At 66.4% G+C, this 16,782-nt stretch carries 16 protein-coding genes and 1 tRNA gene; 5 read left to right on the top strand and 12 right to left on the bottom strand.

Features of this window, described 5'->3' with window-relative positions; translation table 11 throughout:
• The 7 genes from istA to infA all read right to left on the bottom strand — a co-directional run.
• Positions 1-671 (bottom strand): IS21 family transposase (istA, locus tag POM99_RS04770; protein WP_277275708.1); only part of this gene is annotated, 671 nt, incomplete at its 3' end.
• Positions 672-754: 83 nt separating this feature from the next.
• The gene (locus POM99_RS04765; RefSeq protein ID WP_277275694.1) at positions 755-994 is read right to left on the bottom strand and encodes an Arm DNA-binding domain-containing protein; all 240 of its coding nucleotides are present in this window, start codon (positions 992-994) and stop codon (positions 755-757) included.
• Positions 995-1,159: 165 nt separating this feature from the next.
• Positions 1,160-1,235: transfer RNA gene (locus POM99_RS04760), tRNA-Phe, on the bottom strand.
• A 110-nt stretch (positions 1,236-1,345) separates the two neighbouring features.
• A complete protein-coding gene (locus POM99_RS04755; RefSeq protein ID WP_277275692.1) occupies positions 1,346-1,531 on the bottom strand; it encodes a DNA gyrase inhibitor YacG in 186 nt (61 codons plus the stop codon).
• Positions 1,528-2,514 (bottom strand): ribonuclease E/G, encoded by a 987-nt coding sequence (locus tag POM99_RS04750; RefSeq protein WP_277275690.1) that lies wholly within the window; start codon positions 2,512-2,514, stop codon positions 1,528-1,530. The genes POM99_RS04755 and POM99_RS04750 overlap by 4 nt, the downstream gene beginning before the upstream one ends.
• The gene (locus tag POM99_RS04745) at positions 2,507-3,124 is read right to left on the bottom strand and encodes a Maf family protein (protein ID WP_277275688.1); all 618 of its coding nucleotides are present in this window, start codon (positions 3,122-3,124) and stop codon (positions 2,507-2,509) included. Before POM99_RS04745 ends, POM99_RS04750 begins: the two co-directional genes overlap by 8 nt.
• Positions 3,121-3,366: a translation initiation factor IF-1 gene (gene infA, locus POM99_RS04740; RefSeq protein WP_041550738.1), complete on the bottom strand. Its 246-nt coding sequence runs from the start codon at positions 3,364-3,366 to the stop codon at positions 3,121-3,123. Before infA ends, POM99_RS04745 begins: the two co-directional genes overlap by 4 nt.
• 282 nt (positions 3,367-3,648) lie before the next feature.
• On the opposite strand from infA, the gene POM99_RS04735 reads away from it, so the two are divergent.
• On the top strand, positions 3,649-6,096 hold the full coding sequence (locus POM99_RS04735; RefSeq protein WP_277275684.1) for a TonB-dependent receptor: 2,448 nt from the start codon (positions 3,649-3,651) through the stop codon (positions 6,094-6,096).
• 69 nt (positions 6,097-6,165) lie between these two features.
• On the opposite strand, the gene POM99_RS04730 is transcribed toward POM99_RS04735, so the two are convergent.
• Positions 6,166-6,552 carry a PilZ domain-containing protein gene (locus POM99_RS04730; RefSeq protein WP_277275682.1) on the bottom strand — a complete coding sequence of 129 codons (387 nt, stop codon included), beginning with the start codon at positions 6,550-6,552 and terminating at the stop codon, positions 6,166-6,168.
• A gap of 135 nt (positions 6,553-6,687) precedes the next feature.
• Between POM99_RS04730 and uvrC the strand changes: the two genes are divergently transcribed.
• From uvrC to POM99_RS04710, 4 genes are all read left to right on the top strand, one after another.
• Complete coding sequence (gene uvrC / locus POM99_RS04725) at positions 6,688-8,631, top strand: excinuclease ABC subunit UvrC (protein ID WP_277275681.1); 1,944 nt, start codon at positions 6,688-6,690, stop codon at positions 8,629-8,631.
• 216 nt (positions 8,632-8,847) lie between these two features.
• Positions 8,848-9,885 carry a hypothetical protein gene (locus POM99_RS04720; protein WP_277275679.1) on the top strand — a complete coding sequence of 346 codons (1,038 nt, stop codon included), beginning with the start codon at positions 8,848-8,850 and terminating at the stop codon, positions 9,883-9,885.
• Entirely contained in the window at positions 9,882-10,367 is a 486-nt protein-coding gene (locus POM99_RS04715; protein ID WP_277275677.1) for a hypothetical protein, read from the top strand. Before POM99_RS04720 ends, POM99_RS04715 begins: the two co-directional genes overlap by 4 nt.
• Positions 10,368-10,445: 78 nt before the next feature.
• Positions 10,446-11,351, top strand: coding sequence for an iron-containing redox enzyme family protein (locus POM99_RS04710; RefSeq protein WP_277275675.1), 906 nt, complete (start codon positions 10,446-10,448; stop codon positions 11,349-11,351).
• Here the strand turns inward: POM99_RS04710 and POM99_RS04705 are convergent.
• The 4 genes from POM99_RS04705 to thiL all read right to left on the bottom strand — a co-directional run bounded on the left by POM99_RS04705 (position 11,335) and on the right by thiL (position 16,707).
• Positions 11,335-12,243, bottom strand: a complete 909-nt coding sequence (locus POM99_RS04705) for an acyl-CoA thioesterase (protein ID WP_277275674.1) — start codon at positions 12,241-12,243, stop codon at positions 11,335-11,337. The genes POM99_RS04710 and POM99_RS04705 overlap by 17 nt on opposite strands.
• 55 nt (positions 12,244-12,298) lie before the next feature.
• Positions 12,299-13,471 carry a GNAT family N-acetyltransferase gene (locus POM99_RS04700; RefSeq protein ID WP_277275673.1) on the bottom strand — a complete coding sequence of 391 codons (1,173 nt, stop codon included), beginning with the start codon at positions 13,469-13,471 and terminating at the stop codon, positions 12,299-12,301.
• A gap of 136 nt (positions 13,472-13,607) precedes the next feature.
• Complete coding sequence (locus POM99_RS04695; RefSeq protein WP_277275671.1) at positions 13,608-15,704, bottom strand: sodium-translocating pyrophosphatase; 2,097 nt, start codon at positions 15,702-15,704, stop codon at positions 13,608-13,610.
• 121 nt (positions 15,705-15,825) lie between these two features.
• Positions 15,826-16,707: a thiamine-phosphate kinase gene (gene thiL / locus POM99_RS04690; RefSeq protein WP_277275670.1), complete on the bottom strand. Its 882-nt coding sequence runs from the start codon at positions 16,705-16,707 to the stop codon at positions 15,826-15,828.
• Positions 16,708-16,782 lie beyond the last annotated feature (75 nt).

Raw genomic sequence — 16,782 nt, 5'->3', positions numbered from 1 at the left:
ATCACCAGAAAGCGCCGGTTGAAGGCCCGATCCTTGCCAGCGAACACCGCTGTCACCGCCGTCTTCATGTTGTCGTAGATCCCGCGCAGCGCCACCCCGCCGAAAAACTCGAACCCCTGGACATGGGCGTCGAACACCATCTCCTGCGTCTCGCGTGGGTAAATCCGCCGAAATGCCATGCGCGACCAGCACAGCCGCATGTGGGCGACCTTCACCCGCATCGGCTTGCCGGCGATCTCGAAGTCCTCATGGCTCCAGTCGAACTGGTAGGCCTCCCCCGGGGCAAAGCTCAGCGGGATATACAACTGGCCGGGATCGACGAGTGCGCCGCCACGGCGTTCGCGCTTCCAGCGGGCCGCATAGCGACGCACAGCATCATAGGAACCGCCAAAGCCATCACGTTGCAGCAGATCGTGGATCCGGCTCAGCCGCAGCCGATCCCGCTTCCCGGCGCGCTCGTTGGCTTCCAGAAATCCTTCGAGCCGTTCGGCGAACCCGCCAAGCTGAGGGCGGGGCTGCGCTGCCCGCCGATACGAAAACTGTGCGCTCTCCGCCCGGATCGCCTTGCGGATCGTGTTCCGCGACAACCCCGTCTCGCGCATCAGCGCCTTGATCGATTTACCCCGCCCGTGCTCACGCCGGATCTTCGCAACCGTCTCCACCACCAACATCCCCGCCCTCGCCGTTCGTATGCACAAACGGACAGCCTCAAACATGCCCAAGGGTGGGGTCAATTTTAGACGCCGATTACCCCTCAAACGGGGTCAATTTTGCACGCCGGTCTACAGCGAAGCTCACGGGCGGCCTTCAGGGACACATCCGGATAGGCGCCGAACGCCAGCTTCTTCTCCGTACCGGCAGCGTTGCGGTACTTCAGCCGCCAGAGGCGCCCACCGGCAGGCGTGACCTGAAGGTACAGCCCCTTTTCGTCCGCGACACGGTAATCCTTGTCGCGAGGCTTCAAAGCTCTGATCGCGGTATCGGAAAGGGGCATGGTGGGGGCCTTTTTTTAGGGGCATATTGAAAGGCCCCCGCAAAGGCCCCCACGAGCGCCTGAATATGGGCGAACGCGGGCGGGCATCGGCGATCAGGCCGATGCAGAATATGGCAGATTTCTGCCATTTTCTCAACATTTAGCGGATGGTGGCGAATAGGCGCGTGGTGCCCGGGGACGGAGTCGAACCGCCGACACCGTGATTTTCAGTCACGTGCTCTACCAACTGAGCTACCCGGGCATCGCCGTTGCGGCGGGCCATTTCGCGGCCTGCCAGCGTTGGAAGCGCGCCTATGGCGAAGCGCGGCGGGCTTGTCCAGCCCTTGTCGCGGGATTTTTTGCGGGATTTTTTCAGTTGTCCATTTCGGGGTCGGCTGGCGGGCCGGGGACGGCGTAGCCTTCATCCAGCCAGCGCACCAGATCGCGGTCGCGGCAGCGGGTGGAGCAGAACGGGCTGTGCGCTTCGACGCGCGGCTTGTTGCAGATGGGGCAGCGGCGGACACGCGTGGTCTGGGGCGGGGCGGCTGGATCAGTCATGCTGCAACCGCCTGCGCGAAAGCGGCGTGGAGGGCAAGCCCCGCGTCTTCCTGCCAGCGCAGCACGCGGCCGGTGCGGCGCGCGAGCTCCGTTTCCCATTCCGGCTTGACCGCGCGGCGCACGGCGGGGTGGGCGGTGAGCAGGAGGACGCCGGGGTCGGCCACGCGTTCGGCCCGGCGCAGCAGGGCGCGGGCCGCGCAGGCGGCGGGGAAGCGGACGTGGCGGGCGACCAGCGAGGGGCCTTCGAGCCGGGAGACGAGCTGGACGAAGCCGAAGCCGTTCATGCCGGTGCGTTCGCCCTTCCAGCCCTGTGCGGCAAGCGCGGCGGCGAGCGCGGCATCGACCGCCTGCCGATCCGCCTTGCCTTCAAGGCTGGGAAAATCGATGCCGACGGAGCCGCCGATATCGAGCCGGAGCAGCGCGCAGGCGATGGCGGGTACGGCGGCAATCGCGAGGGCCGGCAGTGGCGGCGGGCCATCGACATCGATCAGCGTCATCGCCGGGGTGGGGCTGATGGTCAGGCTGCCACCGGGGAAGGAGACTTCGCCGGTCTGCGCCTGATCGAGCAGATCGTCCCACCCGGCGCGATCGAAGGCGCGGTCGGTGGGCAGGAGCACGCGGACGGGGTGATCGGGCAGGCTGTCCACCAGATCGACCATATGCGGCGTGGCGCCGGGAGCGGGGCGGACGAGCGGGAGCTTGGTGCGGCCGCGCTCGGCAATGGCGGCGCGGGTGACGCGGACGGTGAGGGCAGCGCCTTCGGTGAGCGCAGGGTCGAGCCCATCGATAAGCGCGATCAGGCCATCGGGCAGGCGGACCGAGCCGCGGCGGGTGCCGCGCACGCGATCAACCAGCTGGGCCTGCAGCACGGTGCCGGCGCGCAGATCACCATCCCACGCAATGCGGGCCGCGAGGATTTCGTCGCCTTCGACGAGGATGGCGCGGGTCTCGGCGATCCCGCGCTCGACCAGCCAATCAGGCAACCTGGACCCCGGCGGCAAGCAGAAGGCGGCGGGTCTCGTAGAGCGGCAGGCCGACAACGCCGGAATGGCTGCCGGAAAGCCAGGCGCAGAACCCTTCGGCGCTGCCCTGGATGGCATAACCGCCGGCTTTGCCGTGCCATTCGCCGCCGGCGACGTAGGCCTCTATCTCGGCGCTGGTGAGGCGCTTGAAGCGCAGGATGGTTTCCGACAGCGCCTGACGCAGGCGACCGTCAGGGCCGATCACAGCGACGGCGGAATAGACGCGGTGGCGGCGGCCGGAGAGCAGGGCGAGGCAGGCGCGGGCCGTAGCCTCGTCCTCCGCCTTGGGCAGGATACGTTGCCCTGCGCCGACGACCGTATCGCCGGCGAGGATCAGCGCATCGGGGCGCTGCACGGCGGCGGCGCGCGCCTTTTCCGCAGCGAGGCGCACGGCGTGGTCGCGCGGGCGTTCGCCCTTCAGCGGGCTTTCATCGATATCTGTGGCGAGGACACCGTCTGCCGTGATGCCGAGCCGCGCGAGCAGTTCGCGACGGCGAGGGCTGGCAGATGCGAGGATCAGCGGGGGGCGGGCGAGGGCGCCAGCGCCGGGATCAAGCGCGGGCAGGTTCAAAACCCGCCCGGGCCACCGCGACCGGGCATGAAGCGGTAGGTGATGCGGCCCTTGGTGAGATCATAGGGGGTCAGTTCGACCAGCACTTCGTCACCCACCAGAACACGGATGCGGTTCTTGCGCATCTTGCCCGCGGTGTGGCCAAGGATCTCGTGATCGTTTTCAAGGCGCACGCGGAACATGGCGTTGGGCAGCAGTTCCACGACCGTGCCGCGCATTTCAAGGAGTTCTTCTTTCGCCATCCGCGCCTTCACGTGCCTTTGTGCCGGAGTTGCAACTGACAAGAGACGGCCACGGGTGAGAGGGCGCCCCCAAATCTATGGATTGCGCGCGCATAGCCGCATGGGTTGGAAAAGAAAAGAGGGGGTTTTGGGCGGTTTGCGCGCCTGGCTGCGACGGCGCATATGCTGCAGTGCGACAAAAAGATACGATTTGCCCGTTGTCCGGACGGGACCGGCTTTGCCACTTCGGCGTTGCCTTCGGGCACTCCTATATCCGGCAACGACAGACGGAATTGCGCGCACGTGGACCAGCAAGGCATCGATCATCGCGTGAAGGCCGGCCTATCGGCATCGGTGCTGGCGCTGCTGTGGAGCGGCGCGGCCCATGCCCAGCAGGCCCCCGCCGCCGATCCGCAGGAGGCCAACGGCCTGCAGCCGCCGGTGCTGAGCGTGGGAGGCAATGCGGTGCCGACCGACACCGATGGGGACGGGCTGGACGACGAGGGCGAGATCCTGGTGGTGGCCACGCGGATCAAGGGCCAGGTCAACACGGTGCAGCCACCAGTGGCGACGCTGGATGAGGAGGCCATCGCATCGTACGGCGTGTCCTCGTTGGCGGACCTGCTGGCAGCGCTGGCCCCGCAGACCGGATCGGGCCGCGGGCGCGGGGGCGATGGCGCGCCGGTGGTGCTACTGAACGGCATGCGCATATCTGGCTTTCGCGAGATGCGCGGGCTGCCGCCCGAGGCGATCCGCAAGGTGGAGATCCTGCCCGAGGAAGTGGCTCTGAAGTATGGCTATCGCCCAGACCAGCGGGTGGTGAACTTCATCCTGAAGGACAACTTCCGCAGCTTTGGCACCGAGACCGAGGTGCAGCTTCCGGGCAGCGGCGGATATTCCAGCACCAAGCAGGAAATGACGCTGGTGCGCATCGACAAGGGCGCGCGGCTTAACGTGACCGGCAGCTATGAATCGCAGAGCCCGCTGACCGAGGCGGAGCGCGGCATCGTGCAGGCGGCGGGCAGTAATCCACTGGCGGCGGAATACCGTACGCTGCTTTCACGCAACAAGACCGCGCAGTTGAATGCCACCTGGGCGCGGCCGCTGGGCGGTGGGGCGGGGCTGACGCTGAACGCGCTGATTCAGCGTGATGCCACCGACAGCCTGAACGGGCTGCGATCGAGCGACCCGGTGGTGCCGCTGGCCCGGACGACGCGGACCACGACGGTTTCCGCCGGGGCGGCGCTGAACAAGCCGCTGGGCGGCTGGCAGCTGACGGTGACGGCCGACGGCAGCCATGTGGAAAGCGGCAGCGCGATCGACACGTTGGCGCAGCTGGCGCCCGAGCAGGCGCGCAGCAAATCCGACACCTTGACGTCACTCGCCACCATGAACGGGCGGCCGTTCCACCTGCCGGGCGGCGATGCCTCGCTGACCGTGAAGACAGGCTTTGCCTATAGCGGGGTTCGCAGCAGCGACAGCCGGACACTGGCGGGGGATACGCGGCTTACCCGCGGCGATGCGCAGGCGGGATTCAGCCTGGACCTTCCGATCACCAGCCGGCGCGAGAACTTTGGCGGAGCGATCGGCAACCTGTCTCTGAACCTCAACGGAGAGGTCCATCACGTTTCCGACTTCGGATCGCTTACCAACCTGGGCGGCGGGATCACGTGGGCGCCGACCGAGAAGCTGACCTTTACCGCCAGCTATATCGGCACGCAGAAGGCGCCCGGGCTGTCCGACCTGGGCGGGCCGGTGATCGTGACGCCGGGGGTGCCGGTCTATGACTTTGCGACCGGGCAGACCACGCTGGTGACGGTGACCAGCGGCGGCAATCCGAACCTGAAGAAGGAGCGGCAGCACGACATCAAGCTGGCGGCGAACTGGGACCTGCCGTTCATGAAGAACGCGACGCTGCTGGTGGAATACTTCCGCAACAAGAGCAGTGACACGACTGAGAGCTTCCCGTTCCTGACGCCTGCCGTGGAGGCGGCGTTCCCCGGGCGGGTGGTGCGTGACCCGGCCACCGGGCGGCTGGTGGCAATAGACCAGAGTGCGGTGACATTCGCACAGGAAAAGAGCAGCCGTTTGCGCTGGGGGCTGAACATCGGCGGCAGCTTTGGCAAGGCCGATCCCAACGCGCGGCGCGGCGGGCGCTTTGGCGGGATGATGGGCGGGGGGCCTCCGCCCGGCGCAGGCATGGGCGGGCCACCGCCCGGTGGGGGCGGTGGATTCCGCGGCGGCCGGGGCGGCGGTGGCGGCGACGGGCGCGGGCGCTGGAACCTTTCCATCACCCACACCATCCAGTTGACCGACCGCGTGACGTTGACCCCGGGTGGACCGGTGCTGGACCTGCTGGATGGCGATGCGGTGACCAGCGGGGGCGTGGCGCGCCATTCCATCCAGATGGAAGGCGGCGGGTTCTACCGCGGTTTCGGCCTGCGCATGAGCGGCACCTACACAGGCGGCAGCCGGGTGGATGCGAGTGGCCTGCCGGGATCTTCAAGCCTGAGCTTTGCGCCGATCGCCACGTTCAACCTGCGCACCTTTGCCGACCTTGGGCGGATGCCGAAGCTGGTGGAGAAGGCGCCAATCCTGAAGAACACGCGGATTTCGCTGGCGGTGGAAAATCTGTTCGACGCGCAGCAGCGGGTGACCGACGACAACGGCGTGGTGCCGCTGCGCTATCAGCCCGGATACCTGAACCCGGCGGGCCGGGTGTTCAAGATCGAGCTGCGCAAGCAGTTCTAGGGGGCGTTTCGTTCCACTGACGTGGAAGGCGGCACCGGCCCGCTCCTGATTCAGCCTAGCTGAAACAGATCAAATGACTCCGCGCCGCCCCAGAACGTATTCGCGGGCGTTGCGCAGTTGCTGTTCCTGTTCGTGGCGGGCGTAATCATCGGCAAAATCGCGGATGGCGACAACCTGATTGAGCGCAAGCGGCTCGTCGAACTTGATGCCGAAGCGCTGGTTGCGGGCCCAACGGATGGCGCCGAACGTTTCGATCCCATTGATCAGGAGAACCGCATCGGCCCCGGCTGCCGGCAGCGCGCCTGCCGTGGCGACGCGCGCGCCGGTTTGCGAAAGATCTTCAAGCAGGCACGAATGGTTGCCGGAAAGCAGGATGACGGTGCAGGGAATGCCAAGCCGCACCCGTGCCGCCTTGCGCCGGCCGGTGATCGGCGCGCTGGGTGGCATCGCGGGCATATGCGCATTCATCAGGTTCAGAATGGACCAAATGCCGTTAACCTTTGCAGGGGGCGGCCATCCGTATGATCCCGTGGGATAACCTGCGCGGACACTCTCCCAAAAGCGTGCGGGAGCGCCTATCTGGGGCCTGCAATGTCCCGTACCCCTGCAGGAACCCCCTCTACACCCGCCGGAGCCGAACGCTTCAACGAGGAAAAGGCCGCGTTTACCGTGCGCGGATCGGACCAACCCGACATCGACCGGGGCGTGGAGACGATCCGTGACGTGGTGCGCACCCTGAAGCCCAAGCCGGGCGTCTATCGCATGCAGGACGCGCGCGGCGAGGTGCTCTATGTGGGCAAGGCGCGGGTGCTGAAGAACCGCGTGGCGAACTATACGCAGGTGGAGCGGTTATCGAACCGCCTGCGCCGCATGGTCAGCCAGACGCGGTCGATGACCATCGTCACCACCAATTCGGAGGCAGAGGCGCTGCTGCTGGAAGCGCAGCTGATCAAGCGATACCGCCCGCCGTACAACGTGCTGCTGCGCGACGACAAATCGTTTCCGTTCATTCTGCTGCGCGCGGACCATGCCTATCCCCGGATCATGAAGCACCGGGGGGCGCGCAAGGCCAAAGGCAACTATTACGGCCCCTTTGCCAGCGCCGGCAGCGTGAACACCACGATCAACGCACTGCAGAAGCTGTTTCTGCTGCGCAGCTGCAACGATGGCTTCATGGCGCGGCGCGACCGGCCCTGCCTGCTCTACCAGATCAAGCGGTGCAGCGCGCCCTGCGTGGGGCGTGTGAGCGAGGACGCCTATGCCGAGCTGGTGCGGCAGGCCAAGGACTTCCTGGGCGGCAAATCGGGCGCGGTGCAAAAGGAGATCGAGGCGCAGATGGCCGAGGCGGCCGAGGCGCTGGACTTCGAGCGGGCGGCGATGCTGCGCGACCGGCTGCGCGCGGCCACTTTCATCCAGGGCAGCCAGGCGATCAATGCCGAGGGTGTGGGCAATGCCGATGTCTTCGCCATGGCGGTGAAAGGTGGGCAGGTGGGGGTGCAGGCCTTCTTCATCCGTGGCGGGCAGAACTGGGGGCACCGCGCATTCTTTCCCAGCCATACCGAGGGCTTGAGCGAGGACGAGGTGCTGACCGCGTTCCTCGCGCAGTTTTACGAGGAAGTGCCGCCACCGCGGCTGATCCTCGTGGACCGCGATCTGGCGGAGTGCGAACTGCTGGCCGAGGCGCTTTCAGGCCCGGCGGGGGGCAAGGTGGAAATCTCGGTGCCGCAGCGGGGGGACCGGAGGCGGCTGATGGAGCAGGCCAGCCGCAACGCGGTGGAAGCGCTGGAGCGGCGGATGGCCGAAAGCGGGACCAAGGCAAAGGTCAACCGCGAGATGGCCGAGTTCCTCGAATTGACCGACGTGCCGCAGCGGATCGAGGTATACGACAACAGCCATATCCAGGGCACCAGCGCGCTGGGTGCGATGATCGTGGCGGGGCCGGATGGCTTCGTGAAGGGCCAGTACCGCAAATGGAACATCAAGACCGCGCAGACCAACGACGATTTCGGCATGATGCGCGAGGTGATGCGGCGTCGTTTCTCGCGGGCGCAAGAGGATGACCCGGACCGCGCCGACGGTACCTGGCCGGACCTGGTGCTGATCGACGGCGGCAAGGGCCAGATGAGTGCCGTGCGCGAGACGCTGGAAGAACTGGGCGTTGAGGACGTGCCGCTGATCGCCATCGCCAAGGGCCCGCACCACGGGCGAGAGGGGCGCGAGGTGTTCCATTTTCCCGACGGGCGGGAAAAGATGCTGCCGGTCAATTCGCCTGTGCTGTTCCACCTGCAGCGGCTGCGCGACGAGGTGCACCGCTTTGCCATCGGCGCCCACCGAGACAAGCGCAGCCGGGCGATCACCGCCAGCCCGCTGGACGAGATCCCCGGCATCGGCCCGGCGCGCAAGCGGGCGCTGTTGCTGCACTTCGGCACGGCGGGCAAAGTGCGCGCGGCGAGCCTGGAAGACCTGCAGCGCGCGCCCGGCGTGAGCGCGGCGGTGGCGCAGACAGTCTATGATTTCTATCACCCGTCAGGTTGAAAACGGGTCGCTTCGGTACGGACCGTTCCGAGGTGGACTTATGGTTAACGCCACCCTAACCCCGTTTCTTGAAGCTGCATGCACCACCGCGGTGCGATGTTGTCAACAAGGGGTCAACTTGGCCGTGCTGGTGGCGGATATGTGGCAAACCGCGCACTGACGGCTCAGGGAGGCAGGGACGTGCGGGTTAAGTCAATGAAATTGGCGGCGATAGCCGTGGCGGCTGTTTGTGCAGCAGGGGTGAATGTCCCGGTGGTGGCACAGGAAGCGAACGGCGTGGGCACGCAGTTCGAGCTTACATTCTGGCAATCGGTGGACGGCAGCACCGATGCGGCGATGTATGAAGCCTATCTCGCCAAGTACCCGGATGGCACCTTCGCGCCACTGGCCCGCGCGAAGATTTCCTCGCTGCGCAAGGCGATGCAGGCGGCTTCGGCCGCGCCGGTTGCCGCGCCTGCGGCGGTGGCGCCTGTCGCACCGGTGGCCCCGGTGGCTGCGCCGCGCAGTGCTCCAGTGCCGCAGATCCTGCCCGCCGCCGGGCCCACGATTGCCCCTGCCGCCGAAGCGCCGCGCTTTGCCGAAGCTGTGCCCGCGCCTGCACCAGCAGCCGCCCCCGCTCCGCAGCCCGCGCCGGCGGTATTCCAGCAGGCCTCGGTGCCGGTGCAGCCAGCGCCCCAGGCCATGCCCCAGCCGGCCCCCGTGGCCGCGCCCGCGACGCATGTGGCCGTGGCCGATGCCGGCAACCAGCCTTCGACGCTGGGCGCGCTGCTGGCCGCGCTGGCGCAGACGCAGGAAGCGGGCGGCGGTTCTGCCGCGCCTGCGCGTGCGCCTGTGGTGGCCGCGCCTGCAGCCGGTTATGTGACGCCTGCGCCAACGCCGATCGCCCAGGCACCGGTCGGGGCCGGGTTCGCCCTACCTCAGCGGCCGCAGATGGTGGCCGTGCCGCAGGTGGCGCTGCCCGGCAGCTTCTGTTCCGCAGAGGCGCGCAACGCCTTCCATGATGCGACCTACCAGCCCGCGGTGGAAGCGGCGAAGCGCAACAACGATGCTGCCGTCGCCTATATGAAGCAGATCCAGGCGAGCTACGATTCCTACCAGCTTTCGGGCGACAGCAATTCGATGAACGCGCTGGCGGCCGAGGCGAAGTCCTGGCAGCCGGTGGCGGCAGACGCCTATGCCGCGCAGGCGGCGCTGGTGCGGCAGTTCGAAGTGCTGATGGCTGTGCCGATCAGCACCTGCGGGGCGCCGAAGTGATCCGCAAGGCCTGCCTTTGGGCAGCAGGATGCGCGCTGGGCGTCGCCAGCCCGGCACAGGCGGCGTGCATCGATGCGCCGACTGCGTCAGCGGCGCGGCTGCATGAATTCGAGACGATGATGATGGCGGTGTCGCTGCGCTGCAATCGCATCGGCGTTGATATCCGCGACGACTATGACCACCTGCTGACCAAGTATCGCACACACTTTGAAGGGGCGGCGGTGAAGCTGAAGACGTTCTTCGCCGCAGTGGACGGCAAGCGCGCGGGCGCGGGGTATGACCGCTATTCCACGCTGCTGGCCAACAAGTATGGCGCGGGCAATACCAGCCTGGACAACTGCCGCCTTTTCGACGGCGTGACCGAGGAAATCGTGAAGGCGGCGGACGGCGGCAAGGTGCTGCTGGCGGTGGCGCAGGCGATGATTGCGCGATCCGCGCTTGAGGCAGCGACCTGTCCCGCTGTGGCCTCGGCCAAGCCCTGATCGGTCCTGTAAGGGGAACTGCCTGATTGGCGAGGGGTTCAAAGGGGCAACTAACCCCTTGTGAATGTGGACCAATTCATGGCAAGCCAGTTTATCGAACGTTCGCGTGAAGGCGCGCGACGAAGCAGTCAGTTCCTGTGCGATCCGTTTCAGCAAAGCCTGGCACAGTGGAATCGCCAACGGCTTTCTCCCACGCTCCCCGGCGATGATTGGCGCGCGCAGCTTGAGCGTGATCACGCCATGCTGCGCCTTGAAGGCGCCTTCATCGAAGAACTGCGTGCGGATGTGGCGGAAGATGCCGCTCATGTGCCGACCGATCCCGATGGCTTCGTCGCCTGGTTCGAAGGGCTGAAGAAGCATGGGCCGGGGCAGGGCGATCCGCTGTTCCCGTGGCTGGCCAGCCACGCCGGGCGGGACGAGATCCGCTGGTTCCTGCAGCAGGAAGCCGCTGGAGAAGCGGGTTTCGACGACCTTGTCGCCATGACCCAGGTGAAAATGCCGGTGCGGCCCAAGCTGGAACTGGCCCGCAATTACTGGGACGAGATGGGGCGGGGCAACGTGCGCGGCATGCACGGGCCGATGCTGAATTCGCTGGTGGAGACGCTGGATCTCGATCCGCAGATCGAGACGACAGTGTGGGAAAGCCTGGCCCTGGCCAATGCGATGACCGCCTTTGCCACCACCCGCCGCTATGCCTGGCACAGCGTGGGGGCGCTGGGCGTGATCGAGCTGACCGCGCCGGGCCGTTCAGCCGCCGTGGCCAAGGGACTGCAGCGCATCGGTCTTTCGGAAAGGGAGCGGCGCTATTTCTCGCTCCACGCCGTGCTGGATGTGAAGCACAGCGAGGACTGGAACCGCGAGGCGTTGCGTCCGCTGGTGGTCGAGGACCCTGCGCGTGCGATCGGGATTGCCGAAGGCGCGCTGATGCGCCTGCGCTGCGGCGCGCGCTGCTTTGACCGTTACCGGCTCACGCTTTGGGGGTGATCGGGCGGATCAGCCCTTCCTGCGCGGTTTCGGCAACGAGGCGGCCATCGCGTGTGAAGATGCGCCCGCGATTGAATCCGCGCGCGTTTCCTGCCCAGGGGCTGTCACAGGCATAGAGCAGCCATTCGTCGGCACGGAAATCATCGTGGAACCAGATGGCATGGTCCAGGCTGGCGGCCATGGCGTTGCCGTTCATCCAGCTGAGGCCGTGTGGCAGGGCGGATGTGCTGAGCAATGTCATGTCGCTGGCGTAAGCAAGGACTTCCCGATGGATCTTTTCGTCATCGGGAAGGGGGGCCACACACCGGAACCAGGTGTTGCTGATCGGCTCCTGCGGCCCAGCGCGCATCCAGAGGCGGGGTTCAACCGGGCGAAGTTCAATGGGGCGCGGCTGCAACAGGACTCGTCGCGCCTTTTCGGTAAAGCCTTCCGAATACTGCTGACGCAGTTGCGATTCAGGGACCAGCGTGTCTGGCAGGGGAACATCAGGCAGGGAACTTGTATGATGGCATCCGGGCTCGCGGCGGTGAAATGACGCGACAAGGTTCAGGATCGGCTTGCCCTGCTGGCTGGCAACGACGCGCCGATTGGAGAAGCTGCCACCATCAAGATCGCGTTCAACCTTGAAATCAATGGGAAAATCCTCGTTCCCGCCGCGCAGGAAGTAGGCGTGGAGCGAATGGACGGGGCGGTCATCAGGCACGGTGTGCTCTGCGCTGGCAAGAGCCTGCGCGATAACCTGTCCACCGAAAATGCGACCGACACCACCGGGTTTGCGACGGCCCAGAAAGGAATCATCACCCTGCGGCTGCACATCGAGCAGGCGGATCAGGCTGGCGACCAATTGTTCGGGCGTGGCATCGGGCGGAAGCGGGCTATCCATGGTGTCCATGCCATGGCCATGAACTTTCATTGCCGTTTACGTCAACGAAAACGTTTCATGGCGATCATCGGTTCTTGATGCCAACTGGATTGCGACCGAGTTCAAGCGCGAGCAGCGCATCACAGGCCGCGCGGCGCACTCTACCGCCGATCGCGATCGAGAAACGGCCGATGGCACGGCGTTCGGTCCACAGCGAATCGATCATCGGGTGGTCCGCTGCTGCGCAACTGTCGCACCACGGCCTTGCTGGGTCCTGCAACAGGTCAAGGTTTTCGAGCTGGAGCAAAACGCCGGGGGAGAAGCGGGCAAAGCGCTCGTCAAACGCCGTCTTGAACGAAAATGTGCCGCTGCCGGCGAACAGCGTGGCCAGCATGGCAATGGGTTGGCCGTCCAGTTCAAGCGACAGGCGTTCCAGCCGCCCGCGTCTTGCGGCTTCGGCCATGCCCTGTCGAAAGAACGCGGCGGTGCCCGGGGCGCAGGCAAGGGCGCTGCCCGCGCGGCCCTTCCATCCTTGCGCCTCCAGCGCGAGGAAGGCCTCGATCCAGGCTTCCACATGGTCGCCATCGCGGCTGCGGACCACCTGCAGATCACCCAGTTCGCCAAGGCGCGCACGCTGGCGGCGATATTCCTTGCGCTTCTTGCCCGGCACGGCGGCCGCCAGATAACTTTCGGGCGAGAGGTTGGACTGCAGCAACGCACGCTCCTCGCGATGGACCAGCGCCAGGCGGCGGCCTTCCTGCAATGCTGTTTCGACCAGTGCGTCGGCCAAAGGGCCATCAAGCGGCATGGCGGCCAGGTGCAGGAACAGCGCGGTGCCGGCGTGGGAATCGGCCCAACCGAACAGCGCCTGCCACAGCGCCTGTTCAAACCCGGCGGCAACCAGCGGCGCGCCCAGGAAGCAGTTGGCATGAAGCCATGTGGCGAGGTGTGGCAGCGGATGCCGGCCATGTCGCGCAGCGCGGGCCAGGGGGAACAGCGCCACAAGGCTTCCACCGATGCGCACCGTGGCGATGCGCACGGGGCGGCTGGGTGCGAGCGCGGCAAGGGCCGGAAGCAGCAGCCAGCTTTCGAAGAAGGGGTTGGGTGTGGCGGAGCGGGCGGCGAGATCGTCCCATTTCGCGCGGGCTTCGGGCGTGGACCATTCCTGCCAGTCAACCACGTCCAGCACGGGCGCGACCGTGCCTGCCGCCGTGGGCGACAGGGCAGGTGTGGCGCCAGCGGACCAGGGATGTTTCACGTCGGTGTCGGTCTCCAATGCAGGGGCCATAGCCCGGCAACCGCAAAGACGAGGTAAATATCGGATCGGTAAAGGAAAGACCCCGCCCGGATGGTGCCGGGCGGGGTCCATTCTCCCCAACTCTGCGGTTGGCTGGTTATCCCACAGCGTGCCCGGCCAGCGCTGCAAGCAGCAGCAGGGCAACGATGTTGGTGATCTTGATCATCGGGTTCACCGCAGGACCGGCGGTATCCTTGTAGGGATCGCCCACGGTGTCACCGGTCACCGCGGCCTTGTGGGCATCGCTGCCCTTGCCGCCGTGGTGGCCATCTTCGATGTACTTCTTGGCGTTGTCCCATGCGCCGCCGCCCGAGGTCATCGAAAGCGCCACGAACAGGCCGCCGACGATCACGCCGAGCAGCAGGGCGCCCAGCGCGGCAAAGCCGTTGGCAGCGCCCGCAACCCACGAGATCACGAAGTACACCGCCACCGGCGCAAGCACCGGCAGCAGCGACGGGATGATCATTTCCTTGATCGCGGCCTTGGTCACCAGGTCCACGGTGCGGGCATAGTCCGGCTTGGACTCGTAGGTCATGATGCCCGGGTTCTCGCGGAACTGATCGCGCACGTCGACCACAACGTCGCCCGCGGCGCGGCCCACGGCGGTCATGCCCATTGCCCCGAACAGGTACGGCAGCAGCGCGCCAAGCAGCAGGCCGACGATGACATAGGGGTTTTCGAGGCTGAAATCGACCTTCAGATCCGGGAAGAACTCACGAAGGTCAGTGGTGTAGGCGGCGAACAGCACCAGCGCGGCAAGACCGGCGGACCCGATGGCATAGCCCTTGGTCACGGCCTTGGTGGTGTTGCCCACGGCATCAAGCGCGTCGGTCTTCTCACGGACCGAATCGTCAAGGCCGGCCATTTCGGCAATGCCGCCGGCGTTGTCGGTCACCGGGCCATAGGCGTCGAGAGCGACGACCATGCCGGCCAGCGCCAGCATCGAAGTGGCGGCATAGGCAATGCCGATCAGGCCCGCGAGCTTGAACGCGATGATGATGCCGGCAACGATGACCAGCGTCGGCAGCGCGGTGGCTTCAAGGCTGATGGCCAGCCCCTGGATCACGTTCGTACCATGGCCGGTGACCGAAGCCTTGGCGATGGACTTCACCGGGCGATAGTTGGTGCCGGTGTAGTATTCGGTGATCCAGATGATCAGGCCGGTGATGGCAAGGCCCAGCAGGCCGCAGTAGAACAGCATGCGGCCGTTGTAGGCTTCGTTGCCGATCGGGGCTTCCATGCTGCCAAGGGCATACTGCATGGCGAACCAGATGGCCGGGATGGAGAGCACGGCGGTGACAAGGAAGCCCTTGTACATCGCGCCCATGATGTTGTTCGAGGAACCGAGCTTCACGAAATAGGTGCCGATGATCGAGGTGACGATGCACACCCCGCCGATCAGCAGCGGCAGGCTCATCAACGGCATAAGGTCTGCCACGCCCTTCACCAGCAGCGCGGTGAGGACCATGGTGGCGCCCACGGTGACGACATAGGTTTCGAACAGGTCTGCCGCCATGCCGGCGCAGTCACCCACGTTGTCGCCCACGTTGTCGGCGATCACGGCCGGGTTGCGTGGATCGTCTTCGGGGATGCCTGCTTCCACCTTGCCGACAAGGTCGGCGCCGACGTCGGCCGCCTTGGTGAAGATGCCGCCGCCAAGGCGGGCGAAGATCGAAACCAGCGATGCGCCCAGCGCCAGCGCGGTGAGCGCGGTGATGACGATGCGGTCATTCGGTGCGTGGCCGGCAGGGCCGGTCAGGTACCAGAAGAACGAAGCGATCGCGAGCAGGGCAAGGCCCGCCACCAGCATCCCGGTGATCGCACCCGCGCGGAAGGCGAGGGTGAGGCCGGCCTGAAGCCCGCTTTGCGCGGCGGCTGCGGTGCGCACGTTGGAACGGACCGAAACGTTCATGCCGATGAAGCCTGCCGCGCCCGAAAGGACCGCGCCGAGCACGAAGCCCGCCGCGCTGACCGGACCGAGCGCTGCAAAGACGATGACGGCAACGATGACGCCGACGATCGCGATGGTGGTGTACTGCCGCTTCAGATAGGCTTGGGCGCCTTCCTGGATCGCGGCTGCGATTTCCTGCATCTTGGCATTGCCGGCGGGTGCGCCCAGCACCTGGCGGCTGGTCACGAAGCCGTAGACCACGGCCAGCAACCCCAGAATTATGGCGGTTACGACTAAATTCACGTTGGCATCCCCCTTTATTCGCCCGGCGCAGGCGCCGGTCCCCGTCGTTGCGGGTCGGCGGGGAGGCTAACGGCTTATTCGCCCCTCGCAAGTGTTTCGTTGCGGCAGGTCAAGCCCGGGTTCAGCCGTGTTCATAGCCAAGCGGGCCATGTTGCTGCGCACCATCGAGCAGGACGGGCGCAGGGCCTGCTTCCACCACCGCGCCGATGCGGTATGCGCTGCACTGCGGCGTTTCACCGGGCGGCAGGGTGAAAAGGAGTTCGTAGTCATCTCCCCAGCGCATCGCCGCGTTTCGGCGGCTTTCCGGCAGGCTTTCTGCATAGGGGACTGCTGCGGATTCGAGCGCCAGGGTAACACGGCTCGCCCGTGCCATGCGGGCGGAATCGAGAAGGAGGCCGTCGGATACGTCCATCATCGCAGTGACCTGTGGGGCCAGCGCGCGCCCTTCGGCCAGCCGGGGGCTGGGCCGGCGGAAGGCCAGCGTTTCGATTGCGCCTGTGCCATCACGCAACGCCTCGAAGCCCAGCATCGCGCCGCCGACCGGCCCGGTGATCCACACGCTGTCACCCGCACGCGCGCCGCTGCGTGACGGAACGGGGCGATGCGTGGCGCGGCCGATGGCGGTGAGCCCATGGGCCTGTGCGGCAGGGCTGGAGACAGTATCTCCGCCCAGCAGGGGCACGCCGAATGCGTGCAGCACTTCCCGCAGGCCACGCACGAACCCCGCATCGTCAACCCCCAGCGAATAGCCGAGCAGAACGCCCACCGGCTCCGCACCCTTTGCGGCAAGGTCTGACAGGTTGGTGGCGACCAGTTTCCAAGCCACGTCCGCCGCATCCTGATCCGGCAGCCAGTGTACGCCCTCGACCATCATGTCGTGCGTCAGCACCAACGTCTCGCCGCCGATGTCCAGCAGCGCGCAATCGTCGGCCAGCCCGCGTGCGCCGGGGGTGGTGGCAAGGCTTCGCAACGCGGCGATGAAGGCGCCTTCGGGCGACGTCATTCGCCAGCTGTGCTCAGTGCGAGTCTGTGAAGGCGGGGGCATGGCTGCATGCAGGCAATCTCCGGTTCGGCGGTC

The organism is Novosphingobium cyanobacteriorum (assembly GCF_029436685.1).
GTDB classification, from domain to species: domain Bacteria; phylum Pseudomonadota; class Alphaproteobacteria; order Sphingomonadales; family Sphingomonadaceae; genus Novosphingobium; species Novosphingobium cyanobacteriorum.
This window is presented reverse-complemented; position numbering and strand designations above follow the sequence as displayed.

What these genes read in the sequence shown, in the direction of transcription:
- POM99_RS04765 (WP_277275694.1), bottom strand. Translation starts at nt 994, where the DNA reads ATGCCCCTTTCCGATACCGCGATCAGAGCTTTGAAGCCTCGCGACAAG.
- POM99_RS04755 (WP_277275692.1), bottom strand. Translation starts at nt 1,531, where the DNA reads ATGACTGATCCAGCCGCCCCGCCCCAGACCACGCGTGTCCGCCGCTGC.
- infA (WP_041550738.1), bottom strand. Translation starts at nt 3,366, where the DNA reads ATGGCGAAAGAAGAACTCCTTGAAATGCGCGGCACGGTCGTGGAACTG.
- POM99_RS04730 (WP_277275682.1), bottom strand. Translation starts at nt 6,552, where the DNA reads ATGCCCGCGATGCCACCCAGCGCGCCGATCACCGGCCGGCGCAAGGCG.
- uvrC (WP_277275681.1), top strand. Translation starts at nt 6,688, where the DNA reads ATGTCCCGTACCCCTGCAGGAACCCCCTCTACACCCGCCGGAGCCGAA.
- POM99_RS04710 (WP_277275675.1), top strand. Translation starts at nt 10,446, where the DNA reads ATGGCAAGCCAGTTTATCGAACGTTCGCGTGAAGGCGCGCGACGAAGC.
- POM99_RS04705 (WP_277275674.1), bottom strand. Translation starts at nt 12,243, where the DNA reads ATGGACACCATGGATAGCCCGCTTCCGCCCGATGCCACGCCCGAACAA.
- thiL (WP_277275670.1), bottom strand. Translation starts at nt 16,707, where the DNA reads ATGACGTCGCCCGAAGGCGCCTTCATCGCCGCGTTGCGAAGCCTTGCC.